The 17,842-nt window shown below is 58.5% G+C and carries 18 protein-coding genes; 11 read left to right on the forward strand and 7 right to left on the reverse strand.

The window, feature by feature from the left end; translation table 11 throughout:
- Window positions 1-73 precede the first annotated feature (73 nt).
- The 3 genes from lpxC to recN all read left to right on the forward strand — a co-directional run bounded on the left by lpxC (window position 74) and on the right by recN (window position 4,058).
- The gene (gene lpxC, locus AC07U5_RS05970; RefSeq protein ID WP_494722534.1) at window positions 74-1,033 is read left to right on the forward strand and encodes a UDP-3-O-acyl-N-acetylglucosamine deacetylase; all 960 of its coding nucleotides are present in this window, start codon (window positions 74-76) and stop codon (window positions 1,031-1,033) included.
- A gap of 469 nt (window positions 1,034-1,502) precedes the next feature.
- Complete coding sequence (locus tag AC07U5_RS05975; protein ID WP_062426531.1) at window positions 1,503-2,369, forward strand: outer membrane protein assembly factor BamD; 867 nt, start codon at window positions 1,503-1,505, stop codon at window positions 2,367-2,369.
- A 15-nt stretch (window positions 2,370-2,384) separates the two neighbouring features.
- Window positions 2,385-4,058, forward strand: a complete 1,674-nt coding sequence (gene recN / locus AC07U5_RS05980; protein WP_494722535.1) for a DNA repair protein RecN — start codon at window positions 2,385-2,387, stop codon at window positions 4,056-4,058.
- 26 nt (window positions 4,059-4,084) lie between these two features.
- Here the strand turns inward: recN and AC07U5_RS05985 are convergent, their stop codons facing one another.
- From AC07U5_RS05985 to AC07U5_RS05995, 3 genes are all read right to left on the reverse strand, one after another.
- Window positions 4,085-4,852: an EAL domain-containing protein gene (locus AC07U5_RS05985; RefSeq protein ID WP_440611846.1), complete on the reverse strand. Its 768-nt coding sequence runs from the start codon at window positions 4,850-4,852 to the stop codon at window positions 4,085-4,087.
- A 110-nt stretch (window positions 4,853-4,962) separates the two neighbouring features.
- The gene (locus AC07U5_RS05990; protein ID WP_494723262.1) at window positions 4,963-5,325 is read right to left on the reverse strand and encodes a VOC family protein; all 363 of its coding nucleotides are present in this window, start codon (window positions 5,323-5,325) and stop codon (window positions 4,963-4,965) included.
- A gap of 16 nt (window positions 5,326-5,341) precedes the next feature.
- Complete coding sequence (locus AC07U5_RS05995; RefSeq protein ID WP_494722536.1) at window positions 5,342-5,956, reverse strand: LysE family translocator; 615 nt, start codon at window positions 5,954-5,956, stop codon at window positions 5,342-5,344.
- Window positions 5,957-6,084: 128 nt separating this feature from the next.
- On the opposite strand from AC07U5_RS05995, the gene ligA reads away from it, so the two are divergent.
- Window positions 6,085-8,259 carry an NAD-dependent DNA ligase LigA gene (ligA, locus tag AC07U5_RS06000; protein ID WP_494722537.1) on the forward strand — a complete coding sequence of 725 codons (2,175 nt, stop codon included), beginning with the start codon at window positions 6,085-6,087 and terminating at the stop codon, window positions 8,257-8,259.
- Between the two features lie 362 nt (window positions 8,260-8,621).
- Entirely contained in the window at window positions 8,622-9,371 is a 750-nt protein-coding gene (locus tag AC07U5_RS06005; protein WP_062440570.1) for a metalloprotease, read from the forward strand.
- A 163-nt stretch (window positions 9,372-9,534) separates the two neighbouring features.
- Here AC07U5_RS06005 and AC07U5_RS06010 read toward each other — a convergent pair whose 3' ends face one another.
- Window positions 9,535-10,065 carry a GNAT family N-acetyltransferase gene (locus AC07U5_RS06010; RefSeq protein ID WP_113267739.1) on the reverse strand — a complete coding sequence of 177 codons (531 nt, stop codon included), beginning with the start codon at window positions 10,063-10,065 and terminating at the stop codon, window positions 9,535-9,537.
- A gap of 206 nt (window positions 10,066-10,271) precedes the next feature.
- A complete protein-coding gene (locus tag AC07U5_RS06015) occupies window positions 10,272-11,171 on the reverse strand; it encodes a DMT family transporter (RefSeq protein WP_416334272.1) in 900 nt (299 codons plus the stop codon).
- 147 nt (window positions 11,172-11,318) lie between these two features.
- Between AC07U5_RS06015 and AC07U5_RS06020 the strand changes: the two genes are divergently transcribed.
- Together AC07U5_RS06020 and AC07U5_RS06025 are read left to right on the forward strand one after the other, a co-directional pair.
- Window positions 11,319-11,909 (forward strand): 3'-5' exonuclease, encoded by a 591-nt coding sequence (locus tag AC07U5_RS06020; RefSeq protein WP_494722538.1) that lies wholly within the window; start codon window positions 11,319-11,321, stop codon window positions 11,907-11,909.
- Between the two features lie 64 nt (window positions 11,910-11,973).
- The gene (locus AC07U5_RS06025; RefSeq protein ID WP_494722539.1) at window positions 11,974-12,462 is read left to right on the forward strand and encodes a CreA family protein; all 489 of its coding nucleotides are present in this window, start codon (window positions 11,974-11,976) and stop codon (window positions 12,460-12,462) included.
- 227 nt (window positions 12,463-12,689) lie between these two features.
- On the opposite strand, the gene AC07U5_RS06030 is transcribed toward AC07U5_RS06025, so the two are convergent.
- Entirely contained in the window at window positions 12,690-13,157 is a 468-nt protein-coding gene (locus AC07U5_RS06030) for a chemotaxis protein CheW (RefSeq protein WP_062426540.1), read from the reverse strand.
- 219 nt (window positions 13,158-13,376) lie between these two features.
- Here AC07U5_RS06030 and AC07U5_RS06035 point away from each other — a divergent pair, with 219 nt between their 5' ends.
- From AC07U5_RS06035 to AC07U5_RS06045, 3 genes are all read left to right on the forward strand, one after another.
- Window positions 13,377-13,535 carry a hypothetical protein gene (locus AC07U5_RS06035; protein WP_494722540.1) on the forward strand — a complete coding sequence of 53 codons (159 nt, stop codon included), beginning with the start codon at window positions 13,377-13,379 and terminating at the stop codon, window positions 13,533-13,535.
- Window positions 13,536-13,686: 151 nt separating this feature from the next.
- Window positions 13,687-14,286, forward strand: a complete 600-nt coding sequence (locus AC07U5_RS06040) for an SCO family protein (RefSeq protein WP_062426541.1) — start codon at window positions 13,687-13,689, stop codon at window positions 14,284-14,286.
- Between the two features lie 188 nt (window positions 14,287-14,474).
- Window positions 14,475-15,359: a 50S ribosomal protein L11 methyltransferase gene (locus AC07U5_RS06045; RefSeq protein ID WP_062426637.1), complete on the forward strand. Its 885-nt coding sequence runs from the start codon at window positions 14,475-14,477 to the stop codon at window positions 15,357-15,359.
- A gap of 137 nt (window positions 15,360-15,496) precedes the next feature.
- On the opposite strand, the gene AC07U5_RS06050 is transcribed toward AC07U5_RS06045, so the two are convergent.
- Entirely contained in the window at window positions 15,497-15,670 is a 174-nt protein-coding gene (locus AC07U5_RS06050; RefSeq protein ID WP_494722541.1) for a hypothetical protein, read from the reverse strand.
- 323 nt (window positions 15,671-15,993) lie between these two features.
- On the opposite strand from AC07U5_RS06050, the gene AC07U5_RS06055 reads away from it, so the two are divergent.
- The gene (locus AC07U5_RS06055) at window positions 15,994-17,823 is read left to right on the forward strand and encodes an aminopeptidase P family protein (protein WP_494722542.1); all 1,830 of its coding nucleotides are present in this window, start codon (window positions 15,994-15,996) and stop codon (window positions 17,821-17,823) included.
- Window positions 17,824-17,842 lie beyond the last annotated feature (19 nt).

A 17,842-nucleotide genomic window follows, 5' to 3' on the forward strand; every position in this document is an offset into this window, starting at 1 on the left:
CTGCATTTCCCCTCTTTTGACTTCGGACCAAGCCGGCATCGCTGGCGGGGTCACATGAAAAGGCTTGATACGCATGACCATCGGATTGCTCGGTTTTCAGACAACTATCGCCAACCCTGTTCAACTCAAGGGTATCGGCGTGCATTCGGGCAACCCGGCTTCCATGACGTTTCAGCCGGCGGAAGCCGGAACGGGCATCGTCTTCAGCCGCACGCTGGAGAACGGTACCGTGGTGGAAGTGAAGGCGGTTTCTGCCAATGTCGGCAACACCGATCTTTGCACCGTGATCGGCCGTTCGCCCGCACAGTCCGTTGCAACCGTCGAGCATGTCATGGCCGGCATCTACGCCATGGGTATCGACAACCTGATCGTTGAAGTCGACGGTCCGGAAGTGCCGATCATGGATGGCAGCTCCGCGCCGTTCATCGAAGCGATCGAATCGGTTGGCATCGTCAATCTTGGCGTGAAGCGCCGCTACATCCGCGTCATCAAGCCGGTTCGTATTGATGCTGGCCCATCCTGGGCGGAGTTCCGTCCGTATGATGGTACGCGCTTCGAAGTCGAAATCGATTTCGATACGCCGCTGATCGGTCGCCAGACCTGGAAGGGCGACCTGACCGCTGAGACGTTCAAGAACGAGCTTTCGCGTGCTCGCACCTTTGGCTTCATGCGTGATGTGGAGCGCCTGTGGGCTGCCGGTTACGCGCTCGGCTCCTCGCTGGAAAATTCGGTCGTCATCTCCGACGACCATACGGTCATCAATATGGAAGGCCTGCGCTACGAGAAGGAAGAGTTCGTCCGTCACAAGACGCTCGACGCCGTTGGCGATCTGGCGCTCGCCGGCGCACAATTCATCGGCTGCTACCGTTCCTATCGCGGCGGTCACAAGGTCAATGCGAACGCACTGAAGGCGCTTTTGAGCGACCCGACCGCCTATGAGATCGTCGAGGCGCCTGCCGCTCGTCAGCCGGTCGTCCGTGCGCGTGAATTCGTGGCGATCAACCAGCCGGAATTTGCTCCCTGGTCTGCATAAGATCATCATTGCATTCGACTTTTCATAAAGGCTGTCCTCCAGGCAGCCTTTTTTCTTTTGTCCCTGCTGAGGCCTGATCGAGTGCAGTCGACGGGCGGTGGCTTTTGCCAGCTGGAAGGCTGGCAAAAGCGATGACAATCGTCAGAGAGTTTCTTGGGGTGAGGGTGGTTTGTCGGGGAATTGGTTGCCGCGGCAACGGTGATCGGCTTTTCTGTACCTGTGGGTACGCTCTTCGACGATCACCTTCGGCGCAAAGGAAATCTGCTCCGGCAGAACGCTTCCATTTAAAAAGGAAACGCTCTAATAGGAGTTGCAAGGGTGGAGGCCGGGATTATCGCGTTTCATGCGTGAGCCTGCCATAAAAATGCGTTAATGCGTCATCATTGCGTTGCCCTGCTGGTACTTTTGCGGCTAGAACCGCCTGCGAAAGCCTAAGCTCTGTAGTGACGCGGGAAGTGGGAACTGTCGAATGAAGCGTGTAGGGTCTGGTGCAATGAATGGAACGGTGCGGGTTGGGCTCGTATCGCTGATGCTGCTTGGCGCCGGAACGCTGGTCACTGCCTGCCAGTCCGATCCCGACATCGACATTACCAAGCTCGGCGTTGAAACCGATCCGCCGGATGTGCTTTACCGCCAGGCGCTTGCCAATATGAACAAGGGCAACATGACGGAAGCCGGTCGCAAGTTCACCGCGATCGACAAGCAGTACCCCTTCACCGAGTGGGGCCAGAAGGCTCTGGTGATGAACACCTTCATCGCCACGCGTCAGAACAAGAACGAAGCAGCGATCACATCCGGTCAGCGCTTCCTCAAGCAATATCCGCGCGCGAAAGACGCAGCCTACGTTCAGTACATGATCGGTCTTGCTTACTCCAAGCAGATCGCCGACGTGACGCAGGACCAGCGCGCCGCGCAGCGTACCATCGAAGCGATGAGCAAGGTGGTCAACGACTATCCGAATTCGGAATATGTCGCCGATGCGCAGGCGAAGATCCGCTTTGCACGCGACCAGCTTGCCGGTCGCGAAATGCAGGTCGGTCGCTACTATCTTGAGCGCAAGGAATATCTGGCTGCTGTGTCCCGCTTCCGCATTGTCGTGGAGCAGTACCAGAACACCAACCAGATCGAAGAGGCGCTCGCACGTCTCACCGAAGCCTATTACGCCATGGGCCTAGTGGATGAAGCCCAGACGGCAGCTGCCGTTCTCGGCAACAACTACCCGGACAGCCAATGGTATGCCGATTCCTACAAGCTCTTGAAGGGTCAGGGTCTGGAGCCGCGTGAAAACCGCGAATCCTGGATTTCCCGCGCCGGCAAGAAGCTGATCGGAGCGTAAGGCAAAGGCGTTCCCATGCTGGTCCAGCTTTCGATCCGCGACATCGTTCTGATCGAACGGCTCGACCTTGGGTTCGAGGCCGGTCTCTCCGTGCTGACCGGCGAAACCGGCGCCGGTAAATCCATTCTTCTCGATAGCCTGTCGCTTGCCCTCGGTGGGCGTGGCGATGGCGGTCTCGTGCGCCATGGCGAAGATAAGGGGCAGGTGACGGCCACCTTCGAAGTTGGCATGGATCATCCTGCACGTCTGCTGCTGCGCGAAAACGGTCTGGACGATGATGGCGATCTGATCTTTCGCCGCGTACAATCCGCCGATGGTCGCACCAAGGCCTATGTCAACGATCAGGCCGTTTCGGTGCAGATGATGCGCCAGCTTGGCCAGCATCTGGTGGAAATTCACGGGCAGCACGACGATCGGGCACTGGTGGACACCAATGCGCACCGTGCGCTTCTCGATGCCTTTGCAGGCCTCAGCGATGAGGTTATCTCCGTTCAAGGCCTCTACCGCACCTGGAAGGACGCCGAGCGCGGCTTGAAGGTGCACCGCGCCAAGGTGGAGGCGGCTGCCCGCGAGGCGGATTATCTGCGCTCGTCCGTGGAAGAGTTGGAAGCGCTTTCTCCTCGCGATGGCGAGGAGGAGGAACTGGCGGAACGCCGTTCTGTGATGCAGAAATCCGAACGCATTGCTGGCGATATCGCCGAGGCCAGCGAATTTCTGAATGGTAACGCGTCGCCTGTGCCGATCATCGCCTCGATGATGCGGCGGCTGGAGCGCAAGAGCCATGAGGCTCCGGGTCTGCTCGAAGACACCGTACAACTGCTCGACGCAGCACTCGACAATCTTTCCAATGCGCAGATGGAAGTGGAAGCGGCGCTTCGCCGGACAGAGTTCGACCCGCGCGAGCTGGAGCGCGTCGAAGAGCGTCTCTTTGCGCTTCGCGCTGCAGGCCGCAAATATTCCGTTCCCGTAAGCGATCTCCCAGCGCTGGCCGAGCGCATGGTGACGGATCTTGCCGACCTGGATGCAGGCGAAGAAAAGCTGGCGAAGCTCGAAGCGCAGCTTGGCGTCGTGAAGGCCGATTTCGACCGAGCGGCACTGTCGCTTTCCGACAAGCGGCGCAATGCGGCCGCGGCACTGTCCGAGGCGGTGATGGCGGAGCTTCCGGCCTTGAAGCTGGAGCGGGCGCGCTTTACCGTGGAAGTCACGAGCGATGCCTCGTCAGCGACAGCAGACGGTATCGATGTGGTCGAATTCCACGTTCAGACCAACCCCGGCACCCGACCTGGCCCGATCATGAAGGTGGCGTCCGGCGGCGAGCTTTCACGCTTCCTGCTGGCGCTGAAAGTGGCGCTTGCCGATCGCGGTTCGGCACCGACACTGGTCTTCGATGAAATCGACACGGGCGTGGGCGGTGCGGTGGCGGATGCCATTGGCCAGCGGCTGAAGCGGCTATCAAAGACAGTTCAGGTCTTGTCGGTGACCCATGCGCCACAGGTCGCAGCGCGTGCCTCAACCCATCTGCTGATCGCCAAGGGACCGGCAGGCGATGGCACCGAGCGGATCGCTACCCGCGTCGCGACCATGCAGCCGGAACATCGCACCGAAGAGATTGCGCGCATGCTGGCCGGTGCATCGGTGACGGATGAGGCGAGGGCGGCGGCTGCGCGACTGCTGGCCGCACAGGACTGAGCTCTCGATCGAAGCTTTCTTTAAGATTATGCGGCAGGCGCCAGCACATCCGCGATCGTGCTGGGCACGGTTATGGATTCGAAGGCGGGCTTTGCCAGAAGATATCCCTGCATCAGGTTGACGCCAAGGTCGCGGAGTGCTGAAAGTTCGTCAGCTGTTTCGACGCCCTCGCAAAGTGGTGTGATGTTCAGGTCGGCCAGCATGTTCAGCGTGTTGCGCAGGATCACGCGTCTAACCGGATCGCGATCAATGCCGCGGATCAGGTCCATGTCGAGCTTGACGATATCGGGCTGGAAATGGGTGAGAAGGTTGAGGCCGGAATAGCCTGCGCCAAAATCATCGATCGCTGTCATGAAACCGATGTCACGGTAGGTGCGCAGGATGTTCAGCACATGCACCGAGTCCAGCTTTTCGGTCTCGGTGAACTCGAAAATGATGCGGTTCAGCGGGAAGCCGGTCTTCATGGCGGTTGCCAGCGTCAGGCGGATGCAGGCGCGCGGCTCATAGACGGCGTTCGGCATGAAGTTGATCGAAAGCTTGGTGGTGTCCGTCGGATCGAACAGCCGCGCGGCAAGCTCGATCGCCTTGACGCGGCATTGCTGATCGAACGTATATCGGTTGCTCTCGTCGACCTTTGACAGAACCGTTCCCGCACCCTCGCCATTTGGGCCGCGCACCAGCGCTTCATTGGCAAAAACCACGCCGGTGTTGACGTCAAAGATAGGCTGAAATGCCATCGAGAATGGGAAGTCGAGTTCTTTGCCGTCGCGGCAACCTTCACATTTTGTCGACATGTCCGCCTTTTCTCCGTGATTTTTGCGGACAATCTAGCCGGGTAGTCTTAAGTATTCGTGTGAAGACGATGCTATATCTGCGTACAAAAACGTACGGTTCGAGGGCGCGCTCACCCCTCTTCTTCGTGAGACAGGATATTGATCAGCCGGCCAAAGGGGTCACGCAGATAGAAGCGCTTCACGCCCCATGGCTCACGGGCAGGGCCATATTCGAGCTTCAGGCCTGCCGCTTTCACACGCCGAAGCACTTCCTCAAGATCGTCAACCTCAATCGACAAATCCGGGACGGGGGTTCCTGATCCGCCTTGCGTCGCAATGCTCACTTGGGGTCGCGCCTCGATTATGGGCGCTGCGAAGGTGACGATCCAGCCATGGTCCATGACGAGGTCGAGGCCGATGATGTCGCCATAGAAGGCTTGGGCGGCTTTGACGTCTGTGGCGGCGATATTGGCGATGATCCTTCTAACAACTATGATTGCTTCGCTCGTTTCAGCGGCTGGCCGCAACGGCCACGCCGGAGCCGATCATCACTCCGCCCGCCACGCGGTTGACGCGGCGAACGATGCGTTCCGAGCGCAGCAGCTTTCGTGCTCTCACCGCAAGCAGCACGTGCCCGCCGATCACCACGACCTCGACGCAAAGAATGACGGCGGCGAGCGCTGCCAGATGATCCACGGTCAGCGATGCACCGACGATGTTTGGTAGGAGCGCGACATAAAAGAGCGGCATTTTCGGATTGCCGAGATTGAGAACGAAGCCGGTGACAAAGATGGAGAAGAGGCCACGTCTCTCACTCACGGGCTGAAGCTGCGGCACGACCGCCGGTGCCGTCCACATCTTCACTCCCATCCAGATCAGATAGGCCGCACCGCCATAGCGCAGAACCGTCATGGCGACGCCCATTTCCTGCGCAATCAGCGACAGGCCAAAGGCGGCCAGTGTGAGAAAGATCAGAATACCGGCAACGGTACCAAGCCCGTAGGCGATGCCGGAGGGCGCGCCATGAGTGATGGTTCGCGCAACGATGGTCATATTGTCGGGGCCGGGACTGGCTGCGAAGACGAAGAAGGCAGCGGCAAAGGCAATCAGGGTCGTCGTGTCCATGGGCAGCTCCAGAACAGAGGGATGATCCGGATGTTCAGAGTAATCGATTCCGTCCTGATGAAAAGGGGCCGTTTCGCCAGCTCCAATAATTGGATAAAAGCTCAGGCAGATTCCCGAATGAGGCCGCCATGTCGAACGACCAGACACCCGTCGAAAACCTGACCGAGCTTGAAGCGTCTTCCGAGCTTGCCTTTCTCGCGGCGGAAATTGCGCGGCACGATGCGCTCTATCACGGCAAGGATCAGCCGGAGGTTTCGGACGCAGAGTATGACGCGCTGAAACGGCGCAACGATGCGATCGAGGCGGCTTTTCCGGCACTGGTGCGCGCCGACAGCCCATCGAAAAAGGTGGGCTTTGCGCCGCTGCCGACTTTTGCGCCCATCGTCCACGCGCGCCCGATGCTCTCACTCGACAACACCTTTTCGGATGAGGATGTCGCCGACTTCGTCGCCTCGGTCTACCGCTTCCTCGGGCGGCTGCCGGATGATTCGATTGCCTTTACCGCCGAGCCGAAAATCGATGGGCTTTCCATGTCCATTCGCTATGAACGGGGCAGGCTGGTGACGGCGGCGACGCGTGGCGATGGCACGACGGGTGAGAATGTCACCGCCAATATCCGCACCATCAAGGAAATCCCAAACGAGCTTCCCGCCGGGGTTCCGGAAGTGGTGGAAGTGCGTGGCGAAGTCTATATGGCCAAGAGCGACTTTCTGGCGCTGAATGCGCAGATGGAGGCGGAGGGCAAGCAGACCTACGTCAATCCGCGCAACACGGCGTCCGGATCGTTGCGCCAGCTCGATCCGAATGTCACCGCACGGCGCAAGCTGAAGTTCTTCGCCTATGCGCTGGGTGAGGTCTCCAATGGCGGGCAGCCGACGCGCATTGCCGACACGCAGCACGGCATTGTCGAAAAATTTCGCGACTGGGGTTTTCCCGTCAATCCGTTGATGAAGAGATTCGCTTCCGCCTCGCAACTGCTTGAGCACTATCATGAAATCGGTATTGCGCGACCGGACCTCGATTACGATATCGACGGCGTCGTCTACAAGGTCGATGAGCTTGATGTGCAGGAACGTCTCGGCTTTCGCTCGCGCAGCCCCCGCTGGGCAACGGCGCATAAGTTTCCCGCCGAGCAGGCATTCACCACCGTCGAGGCGATCGACATTCAGGTCGGTCGCACAGGCGCGCTGACGCCCGTTGCGCGGCTGACGCCGATTACCGTTGGCGGTGTGGTGGTGACGAATGCGACGCTGCACAATGCCGATTACATCGAGGGGATCGGCAATCACGGCGAACGTATCCGGCCTGAGGAGCACGATATCCGGATCGGCGACACCGTCATCGTCCAGCGCGCTGGCGATGTTATTCCGCAGGTTCTGGATGTCGTTCTGGAACGGCGACCCGACAATCTGAAGCCTTACGAGTTTCCGAAGAAGTGCCCTGTCTGTGGCAGCCATGCGGTGCGCGAGCGCAATGAAAAGACCGGCAAGCTCGACTCCGTAACACGCTGCACCGGCGGCTTTGTCTGCCGGGCGCAGGCGGTGGAGCACCTTAAGCACTTCGTCTCGCGCAATGCCTTTGACATTGAGGGGCTCGGCACCAAGCAGATCGAGTTCTTCTTCGAGAGCGAAGATCCCGCGCTGTCGATCAAGACCGCTCCCGATATCTTCACGCTGAAAGAACGGCAGGAGAAGAGCCACCTCACCAGGCTTGAAAATATCGATGGCTTCGGCAAGGTCAGCGTCAAGAAGCTGTTCGATGCCATCGATGCCAGGCGCGAGATTGATCTGCACCGGCTCATTTTCGCGCTCGGCATTCGCCATGTGGGGGAAACGACCGCGAAGCTTCTCGCCCGCAGCTATGGCACCTATGCGCATTTCGAGGAGTCGATGAAGGCTGCCGCCGATTCTTCCGGCGACGCCTGGAACGAACTCAACAGCATTGATGGCATCGGTGAAGTGGTGGCGCGCGCCATTGTGGAGTTCTACAAGGAGCCCCGCAATCTCGATGTCATCGACCGGTTGATGAAGGAGCTTCGCCCGAAGGAGGCGGATAAGCCATCGACGGAAGGAAGTCCTGTTGCTGGAAAGACGGTGGTCTTCACCGGATCGCTGGAAAAATTCACCCGCGACGAGGCAAAGGCGCGGGCCGAAAGCCTTGGCGCCAAGGTCGCAGGCTCGGTGTCGAAGAAGACGGATATTGTCGTGGCGGGTCCGGGTGCCGGATCGAAGCTCGACAAGGCGCGCGAGCTTGGTGTGCAAACGATGGATGAGGATGAGTGGCTGGCTCTGATCGGCGGGTGACGATATCAAAATCGTTCTGTCGGTTTGATACAGTCATAGAGAGGGCCTCACGAGCGATCGGCTGGAGACGGTAGCGCGGCTGATTGCCGAGCAGTTTCCGCGATGGGCCGATTTGCAAGTTAGGCCCACGCGCCACAGCGGTTGGAAGAGAGTAACGGGGACGAAGCTGCGTGCTGTGGGAGACCATCATTGTGATTGCCGCACAGCACAGGTGAGATGAGAGGATGAGCGGATGGTCCCGGGAGGACCCTCCGCGACGGTGATGGCTTCAAGACGCGCTTTGCGCAATAATACCTCGACCTCTTTGATGGTATGGTCCACATAAGAACGACCGTAGATGTGAAACTGCGCCGGGAGCACACGTGAAATTCAGCCACTATGATGACGGTGTAGAGCTATCGCTCGGAAACGCCCCGCCTGTGTGGATACACGGCAGCATAATTATCCTGGTTACAGCCCTGACGTTCCCTATCTGGTACAAGTTCTCATCTCGCGGGTTTGCCACTGCCAGCGTTGTTGCCATCGGAATCGTGTTGTCGATTTTCATTCATGAGGCTGCACATGCATGGGCAGCCATAAAACTTGGCCACCGTGTCGTGCTAATCCGTCTTCATGTGAGAGGAGGAGAAACGCTTTGGGAGACCGACCGATACAGCAGAAGAGATGACTACCTCGTTACTTTCGCCGGGCCGTTGGCCAATCTCTGCGCGGGCATAATTGGGCTTGTATTGTATTACGTATTCCTTCCCGATCCCGTTTCTGTTGGGACGGATCAACTATGGCATCGGCCTCCGCCGACATCGCGACCTTTCATTTTTGCCGCAATCTTTTGGCTTTCCAATTTCAATCTGGTTCTAACCGTGATTAATTTGCTTCCAGCTTATCCCCTTGATGGAGGTCATATCCTTCATAACGTCCTGGAAACCCGGTACGGTATACACCGTGCTTTGTTTTGGACGGGCCTTGCCGGAACGATCCTCGCGGTTATATCCAAGTTGATCTTCGTGGTATCGATCATGGGCGGCGTGCTGATATGGTCCCCGCCAAATTTCCAGGTGAACTACAATGCGATGCAAGCTGGTCGGCAAAAATGGCCGCGACGCGTGACGTAGCCCAAACTCAGCAGGCGAAATTCAAAGTAAGCAGAGAAATCGTTGTGCTGACAAAAATTCTTCGCTCCGCTTTTGTTAAAGGGTTGATCCCACGTACGCGGCCTTACGTCGAGCGCAAATTTTCAATTCGCGAAACGTATTTATAAATGCAGTCGAAGCAGGGCTACCTCACCCGTGCCATCAGATAGCAGTCGGCATAGACGCCGTTTCGAAGAGCGTATTGGCGCATTGTTCCTTCCCTCTCGAAGCCAAACTTTTCATACAACCGGATGGCGGGAGCGTTGTCGGTGAAGACATTGAGCTCGATCCGTTTCAAGTCATGCCAGTTATCGGCTGCATCCAGCAATGTTTTGATGAAGAGCGTTCCGAGGCCCTTGCCGGTAAAATCATCGTGGATGCCGAGCCCTAACGAAGCGGCATGGCGCCTGCGACCCCGCTCCGCGTGGAGGCCAGCATTGCCGATCAGTCGACCGCGCCATTCAGCAACGATCATGATATCGGCTGGTGTAAGGGATTCCATATATCGGCGAGTATGAGCAACGCTCTGAAACGGCTGGCGAAGGGTACCGTAGCGGACGCCCGGCATGTTCAGGACTTCTGTCAGGGCTTCCGCATCATCCGGACGGAAACCACGGATGATGACGTCATCGAGGGAAAAATCGGCGGGTGAGGGTGGTTCCTGGGATTGCGACATGCTGTTTCCTTTCAATCGGAAGAGCAGGTGCATTGTGTTGCCCTGCTGCTTCGGCAGGGCTTCGGTGGAATGATCGCGAGACCTATCGCGAAAAGGCTCCACACAAGGCTCCACCGTCCACCGGCGCGCCGGTGGTACCCACGGTAAGCATCATTGTGTTGGTCTTTGCGATCATGGCTACAGGATGCGGTGGCCGGTCGGTGCTGTCAAGTCTTGAAGGACTTGCGCTGCAACAGCCGCCCGTCGATGGCGACGAGACCGGCGGCGATCATTGCCATGCCGATAAAGTGCTTCAGGGCAAGCTGTTCTCCCAGGACCAGCGAGCCGAGGACGATGGCACTGACCGGAATGAGAAAGGTAACGAGCGCAAGGTTTGTCGCGCCAGCTGAAGAGAGAATGCGGAAGAAGATGAGATAGGCGAGTGCGGTGGAAAGAAGCGCGATGCCGAAGAGGGCGGCCCATGTTTCGCCGCTCGGCATGGCAAGCGTCCAGGGCCTGTCGATAAGGAGTGCAACAGGAATGAGAACGAGGCTTGAAGCGGAAATCTGGCCTGTGGCGGTTACCAGAGGCGGCACGCCCATGGCCTTGAAACGCCGTCCGAAAATGCCGGCGAAGGCGTAGGAGATGGCAGCGCCGAGGATGGCAAGCTGGCCCCAGAGGCTCGAGCGCTCACCTGTGAGGGCCGCAGGGCCGATCATGGTCGCGACGCCGACAAAACCGATGATGACGCCGGCAAGTTTGTTGGCGCTGAGCTTCTCGTCCGTCGTCATCATATGGGCGACAAGCACGGTGAAGAGCGGCGTCGTGGCGTTGAGAATAGAGGCGACACCGCTGGCAATATGGGTCTGTCCCCAGACGATCAAGGAGAAGGGGATAATATTGTTGAGGAGTCCCATGATCAGGAAGGCGCGCAGCACCTCCGGCTTTCGTGGCAGGCTGTAGCCGAGGACACGGCACACGGTGAGAAGCGCGAGCGCGGCGATGGTGACCCGCAGCGTGACGATGGTGATCGGCGGCAGTTCCTTGACCGCGATGCCGACAAAGAAGAAGGAGCCGCCCCAGAGGATGGACAGCGCGACGAGCATTGCCCATTCCGTTGCATTCATTCGGCTGTGTACGCTCATCTCGATCATCCCCATCGCGTTATCGGGTTCTAAGCTGTTGAGGTTGTCGTTCCCACCCGTTTCTTGCCTGGTGGTTCATTTCCAAGCCATTTTGTTCTATGCCGTTTGCAACGCACCGGGAATCGCCTCTTGAAAACAATCGCCATCGATTTTGAAACCGCCAATGAAGAGCGTGGCAGCGCCTGTTCCGTCGGGCTGGCATGGATCGAGGATGGTGTGATCACGCGGGTGGAAGAGCGGCTGATTCGACCGAAGGAGATGCGCTTTTCCCACTTCAACATTGCGGTGCACGGCATTCGCCCGGCCGATGTGGAAGATGCGCCTGAATTTCCCGAGGTCATGGACGAGTTCGTCGACGATTTTCGAGAGGCGACGATGATTGCCCATAACGCGGCCTTTGATTTCAGCGTCATGCGCGCGAGCTTCGACAAGTACCGCCAGAGCTATCCGTCGCTCTCTTACTTCTGCAGCGTGAAGATGGCGCAGCGCGTCTGGCCTTCTCTGCCGTCGCATAAGCTCAACATCATCGCCCATCATTTGCAGCTTCGCTTCGTCCACCACAATGCGGCTGAGGATGCCGTGGTTTGCGCCTCTGCGGCCATTGCCGCTGCCAAGTCTCTCACCTTGCAGCATGTGCGCGATATTCCTGCGAAGATCGGCATGGTGGCGGGGCGCCTGCACGCGATGGGTTATGAGCCCTGCACGATGAGAAAACGCTAACACGCCGATCTTGTTACGCTGACGCGCCTTCCTATCTGTTGTCTCAGACATGGAGGTAAAGGCGATGACATCAAGAAAACTTCGGGCGATCCTGGTTGCGGGACTGGCACTTTTCCCACTTGGCGCATTGGCGCAGGTGGTGGGCAAGGTCGGTGTCGACTGGACCGGCAATGATATCGTCGTGGAAGCCATCTCCGATCCTAAGGTGAAGGGCGTCACCTGCCACATCACCTATTTCGAGCGCGGCGTGATTGATCGCCTGAAAAACGGCAATTGGTTCGAAGACCCTTCGAACAACGCCATTTCCTGCAGCCAGACAGGGCCGGTTGAAGTGGGCGATATCGATCTCTCAAAGGGCGGCGAAGAGGTCTTCCGCCAGGGCATGTCGCTGGTCTGGAAGAAGATGGTGGTCAACCGGATCTACGATAAGACAAACGACACGCTGGTCTATCTGGTCCATACGCGCGAGCTGACGGACGGTTCGGCGAAGATGGCGATCTCGACCGTGCCACTCTATGGGCAGACCGTGACGTGGAAAAACGGCAAGCCATAACAGTCTATCCAATAATCGCATTTGGTCGCCTGCAAATGGTAACTTCTGCGCTTCCGGTGCTCACGTACCGAAGTACGCTGCGCTCCGGTTCTCGAAATCACCCTGTTCGGCAGACCAACCACAATTCTTGAACAGACTGTAGGTACGGGTGGGTATACAGGAAGTCGCCCAACGAAAAACGGCGGACCAAAGGCCCGCCGTTCTAGGAAAATCCAAGGTGCCTGAGGTTATGCGGCTTCGCGCGACAATTCGTCGGCAATGACCGTGTCGAGGTTGAGGAAGCAAACCATGCTCTTTTCCAGCGCCACGATGCCGCGGCAGAAATTGCGCTGCTCTTCCGGGATAATTTCCGGGGCGGGCTGGAGGTCTTCGGAGCGGATGGTCATCATGTCAGAGACCTGTTCGACCAGAAGGCCGACCAGCTTGCCGCCGATGTCTGTAACGATGATCGCGGAACGCTCGGAGGGCTCGGTCATCTTCATGCCGAGGCGGCAGGCCATGTCGATAACCGGGATCACCGCACCGCGAAGGTTGATGAGGCCGAGAACGTAGGGCGGTGTGTGTGGCATCGGGGTCACCGGCGCCCAACCGCGGATTTCGCGGATCGCCATGATGTCGATGCAGAATTCCTGATCGCCGAGATGGAAGGAAACGATTTCGAGGTATGCGCCGGATTGTTTGATGGCGTTCGACATGGTCGTTGCTTGTCCTGGCGGCTCTCTGGCGGGCCGTGTGCTGGGAAGGATGAATGCGGCGTCCAGGTGAAATCCGGTGACATCATGTCGTGCGCTTGCGCGGACCGCTGGCGACGATGATGGCAAGAATCGTTTAAACTTTCACTAACGGATGTGAAAGCTTACAATCCAGGACGGTCCGCGCTTCTCCTTGGGGCCGCCGTGGAGTAAGGTAGGAAGATGAGCGCATTATTGTCCCACTCCGGCAAGCTTCTGCTTGCAGCTCTTGCCACGGGCGCTGTTCTTTTCGGCGTGATCGCCACCTTTGACAGCTGGCTTCGACACGGCACCGATATCTTTATTGCGTCTGTGCAGAATGGCATCGCCTGGTGCTTCTGACAGGCGGCTCTCAAGGCTGCGGCACATTAGGGTATTGAGACAAAAGAGCGCGGTTGCGCTTTCCAGCCGTTCTTGATTTGCGCAACCTCAATGGCTTGGCTATCACTCGCATAGGGCGCCTGCCGCCAATTATCGCATGGTGAGGAACAGCATGAAATCGATCCGTCTCGCGCTCTGGGGTGCCGTCGTCGTTCTCTTGGGCGTCATGGGCTGGTTGACGATGGAATTGACCAACAGCCGTGAGCAGATGGTGGAGGAGGCCTATGGCACGCCCTTCCAGCTTGTTGCACAGAACGGTCAGCCGATCACCGAGAAGGCGTTTCAGGGCAAGCCGACAGCGCTGTTCTTCGGCTTCACCCATTGCCCTGAAGTCTGCCCCACCACGCTGTTCGAACTGAATGGCTGGATGGAGAAGGTCGACCCGGCGGGCGACAAGCTGCAGGCCTATTTCGTTTCGGTCGATCCCGAACGCGATACGCCCGAGGTGATGAACCAGTATATCTCCAACGTCTCCAAGCGCATTACCGGTATTACCGGCGCACCGGACAAGATCGCCGAAACGCTGAAGGGTTATCGCATCTACGCCAAAAAGGTCCCGGTCGACGAGAAGGACCCGAATGGTGATTACACCATGGACCATACGGCCTCGGTGATCCTGCTTCGCCCGGACGGTTCCTTCGGCGGCACCATTGCTTACGGCGAAAATCCTGATGTCGCCGTTCAGAAGCTGCAAAATCTCGTCAAGTCCTGACACGTCGGCGTAAGAAACGCCTTCCGCTCCATTGGATTGCCGCGTGTTTTGTGGCAAAGGCTGACGCTTCAACCAGCTGAAGCGTGTGGCGATTGATCCTCACGCTTGAAGCCCTCGTTTCGTTGCATGTCATCATCGCAAGATCGCTTACCGGGATTGCGCAACATGCCTTAGGGAAAGCGTCTGTCGTGAGCGAAATCCGTCTCTATGTCACCACAACCGAAGTTCAGGCAGGCGACGTGCTTGATGTGATGTCGGAAGTCTTCGGCGAGGAAGATATTGCGATCGCGACCACCGAGGTCGATGAGAAGCGCGATATCTGGGAAGCATCGATCTATTTGCTTCTGGAGCAGGAAGACGAGATCACCGAGCGCTTTCAGACGCTGTTGCAGGCTTCTTTTCCGCATCTTACGATCGAGCGCGAAGTCATTCCCGATGTCGACTGGATCGCCAAGTCGCTGGAAGGACTAAAGCCCGTGCGGGCAGGGCGCTTCCTGGTGCATGGTTCGCATGACCGCGACAAGGTTCGTCCAAACGATCTTGCCATCGAAATCGAGGCCGGTCAGGCTTTCGGCACGGGGCATCACGGCACCACGTCAGGCTGCCTGGAGATGATCGAGGACGTGCTGCGTTCGCGCACAATCCGCAACGCGCTGGATCTCGGCACGGGCAGTGGTGTTTTGGCAATCGCGACGGCAAAGATGCGCAAGGTGCCGGTACTGGCCACCGATATCGATCCGATCGCGACGCGCGTCGCCAAGGAGAATGCTAAGCTGAACGGTATCGTCTCCGGCATCGCCTTCGAGACGGCGCCCGGTTTCCATTCGGATTCCTTCCGCCGTCATGGGCCATTTGACCTCATCATTGCCAATATCTTGGCGCGACCGTTGATCAAGATGGCGCCGCAGCTCGTGGCGCATCTGGCGCCCGGCGGCACAGTCATTCTATCGGGTATTCTCAGCAGCCAACGCTGGAAGGTTCTGTCGGCCTATAACGGCATGAAGCTCAGCCACATCCGCACCATCTGGCGCAACGGCTGGGTCACCATCCATCTCCGTCGCGACATGCTCTGACGACATGAAAAAGGCGACGCTTGCGCGCCGCCTTTTCAATCGGTCCTGCCGACCGAATCCGCGAGCCTTGGGAGGAGAGGCTCAAGCGGATAAACGTATTCCTTGTTCAGCGAGCCGGGAGGAAGATCGCCTCACGATCAGAATACGTAAGTGGATTTCGCTTTGCGACGCAGCTCTTCGCGCGTAGTGCCGAAAGCGGCAATGGTGGTGTCGTCCAGGTTCAGCATTGCGCTGCTGACATAACGGTCTGCCTGCCGCTGACGGGCTTCGACGACACGTTGAAATGCGGTGCGAAAGATCGACTTCGACATGTTGGACATCCTTGTTCTGCGGGGTTTTCGTTGCCCCTTCGATGCTTTGGAATTTAAGGCAGTGCAGCTCGGGACGCCATAGCCGCTTCGACATTCGTGCTATGCGTTATATGCAATCCTGAGCGTGATCGCCCCTCATATTTGTGCGATCTGCCTAACTATTGGGCGGATGGAGGTGCCGTGGGATGGCGCTCGCTTTGATCTGGACCTGCGAGAGGCTGCCGCGCTATGGTCTGTAAAAGATGCGTAGATTCCAAAAGACAGAGCGTCCTTTGTGCGTCCAATAAGACGCACGGCGCTCTGGACAATCCAGAAAGCATGCCATGTTCCAGTCCTTTGACAACAAGTCCACTCCGCAGTTCGGTGAGGCCCGCGTGGAGGCGTTGCGCTCGACCTTCGATGCGCTCGGCATAGACGGGTTTCTCATTCCCCGCGCCGATGAATACCAAGGTGAGTACGTACCGGAATGTGCCGAGCGGATGGCGTGGCTGACGGGCTTTACCGGTTCTGCCGGTGTGGTGCTGGTGACCCGGTCGCAAGCCATCGTGTTTGTCGATGAGCGCTATACGACCCAGCTTGCGTCACAGGTTGACCCGGCGGTGTTCACGGGCGGTGATCTTGTCGGCGCACCGCCAGCCAAGTGGCTGGGTGAACATGCGCCGAGCGGCTTCCGTCTCGGTATCGACCCCTGGCTGCATACGAGCGCGGAACTGCTCCGCCTGGAAAAGGCTCTTGCCGAGAAGGGTGGCTCCGTCGTGCTGCTGGCTGCCAACCCGCTCGATCCTCTGTGGGAAGGGCGCCCTGCGGAGCCTCTGGAGCCAGTCACGATTCAGCCGGAAGCCTTTAGTGGAACGCCCGCGCGGCAGAAGATCGACAACATTGCCGAGGATGTGAAAGGCCGCAAGGCGGATGCGGTTCTCGTGACCGATCCATCGTCGATCGCGTGGATCTTCAACATCCGCGGCAACGACGTGCCGCACACACCGCATCCGCTGGCTCGCGCGATCATCTATGCCGATGGCAAAGCCGATCTCTTTTTGGATGAGCGGAAATTAAACGGCGAGGTCAAAGCCTATCTCAAAGACCTCGTGAAGCGTCACGCGCCGACAGAAATCGAGCAGACTCTTCGCGGACTTGCTGAGAAGGGCGCGTCGATCCTGGTGGATGCCGACGTGGTGCCGGTGGCGCTGACGCGTGTCATCAAGGACAATGGCGGCACGGTTATCGAGGCGATCGACCCCGTCAAGCTGCCGCGTGCCTGTAAGAACGAAGCGGAGCTGGCCGGTTCCGCTGCCGCTCATGTTCAAGATGGCGCGGCGATGGTGGAATATCTGGCATGGCTCGATAGCCAGCAGCCCGGTACCGTCAGCGAAATCCAGGCGGTAACGAAGCTGGAGCAGGCACGGGCGCGCCTTGGCGAAGCGATGCAGAACCCGCTCAAGGACGTTTCCTTCGATACGATTTCCGGCTCCGGCCCGAACGCAGCGATCATCCATTACCGCGTGACCACCGATAGCGACCGCCGCCTGCAGGATGGCGAGATGTTTTTGGTGGATTCCGGTGCGCAATATGTGAACGGCACCACCGATATCACGCGCACCGTTGCCATCGGCAATGTGCCAGACGAGCAGAAGCGCTTCTTCACGCTGGTGCTGAAGGGCATTATCGCCATCAGCGACGCGAAGTTTCCGAAGGGAACGCGCGGTTGCGATCTCGATCCGCTGGCGCGCATTGCGCTTTGGAAGGCGGGGGCTGATTACGGCCACGGAACCGGTCACGGAGTCGGCTCCTATCTGTCAGTGCATGAAGGCCCGCAGCGCATTTCCCGCGTGTCGCAGCAGGAAATTCTGCCGGGGATGATCCTGTCCAACGAGCCTGGCTATTACCGTCCCGGCGCTTTCGGCATCCGCATCGAGAACCTGATCTATGTGCGAGAGGCCGAGGCAATCGAAGGCGGTGATCAGCCGATGCTTTCCTTCGAGACGCTGACCTGGTGCCCGATCGACCGCAGACTCGTTATCGTTGCGCTGCTGACGGGAGACGAGCGCATTTGGCTGAACGATTATCACGCCAAGACGCGCGAGAAGCTGATGCCGCTGATCAGCGATGAGAGTGTAAAGCAGTGGCTGGTGGCTGCGACCGAAGCCATCTGATGTGAGCCTGTGACGGCAT

This window comes from Agrobacterium sp. GW821-FHT02D03 (assembly GCF_059421725.1).

Bases quoted from the DNA above. Each gene is read 5' to 3' on its own strand.
- lpxC (WP_494722534.1), top strand. From the start codon at position 74: ATGACCATCGGATTGCTCGGTTTTCAGACAACTATCGCCAACCCTGTT.
- AC07U5_RS06030 (WP_062426540.1), bottom strand. From the start codon at position 13,157: ATGTCGAACGCCATCAAACAATCCGGCGCATACCTCGAAATCGTTTCC.
- recN (WP_494722535.1), top strand. From the start codon at position 2,385: ATGCTGGTCCAGCTTTCGATCCGCGACATCGTTCTGATCGAACGGCTC.
- AC07U5_RS06055 (WP_494722542.1), top strand. From the start codon at position 15,994: ATGTTCCAGTCCTTTGACAACAAGTCCACTCCGCAGTTCGGTGAGGCC.
- AC07U5_RS06050 (WP_494722541.1), bottom strand. From the start codon at position 15,670: ATGTCGAAGTCGATCTTTCGCACCGCATTTCAACGTGTCGTCGAAGCC.
- AC07U5_RS05995 (WP_494722536.1), bottom strand. From the start codon at position 5,956: ATGGACACGACGACCCTGATTGCCTTTGCCGCTGCCTTCTTCGTCTTC.
- ligA (WP_494722537.1), top strand. From the start codon at position 6,085: ATGTCGAACGACCAGACACCCGTCGAAAACCTGACCGAGCTTGAAGCG.
- AC07U5_RS06015 (WP_416334272.1), bottom strand. From the start codon at position 11,171: ATGAATGCAACGGAATGGGCAATGCTCGTCGCGCTGTCCATCCTCTGG.
- AC07U5_RS05985 (WP_440611846.1), bottom strand. From the start codon at position 4,852: ATGTCGACAAAATGTGAAGGTTGCCGCGACGGCAAAGAACTCGACTTC.
- AC07U5_RS06035 (WP_494722540.1), top strand. From the start codon at position 13,377: ATGAGCGCATTATTGTCCCACTCCGGCAAGCTTCTGCTTGCAGCTCTT.
- AC07U5_RS06040 (WP_062426541.1), top strand. From the start codon at position 13,687: ATGAAATCGATCCGTCTCGCGCTCTGGGGTGCCGTCGTCGTTCTCTTG.
- AC07U5_RS06010 (WP_113267739.1), bottom strand. From the start codon at position 10,065: ATGTCGCAATCCCAGGAACCACCCTCACCCGCCGATTTTTCCCTCGAT.
- AC07U5_RS06025 (WP_494722539.1), top strand. From the start codon at position 11,974: ATGACATCAAGAAAACTTCGGGCGATCCTGGTTGCGGGACTGGCACTT.
- AC07U5_RS05975 (WP_062426531.1), top strand. From the start codon at position 1,503: ATGAAGCGTGTAGGGTCTGGTGCAATGAATGGAACGGTGCGGGTTGGG.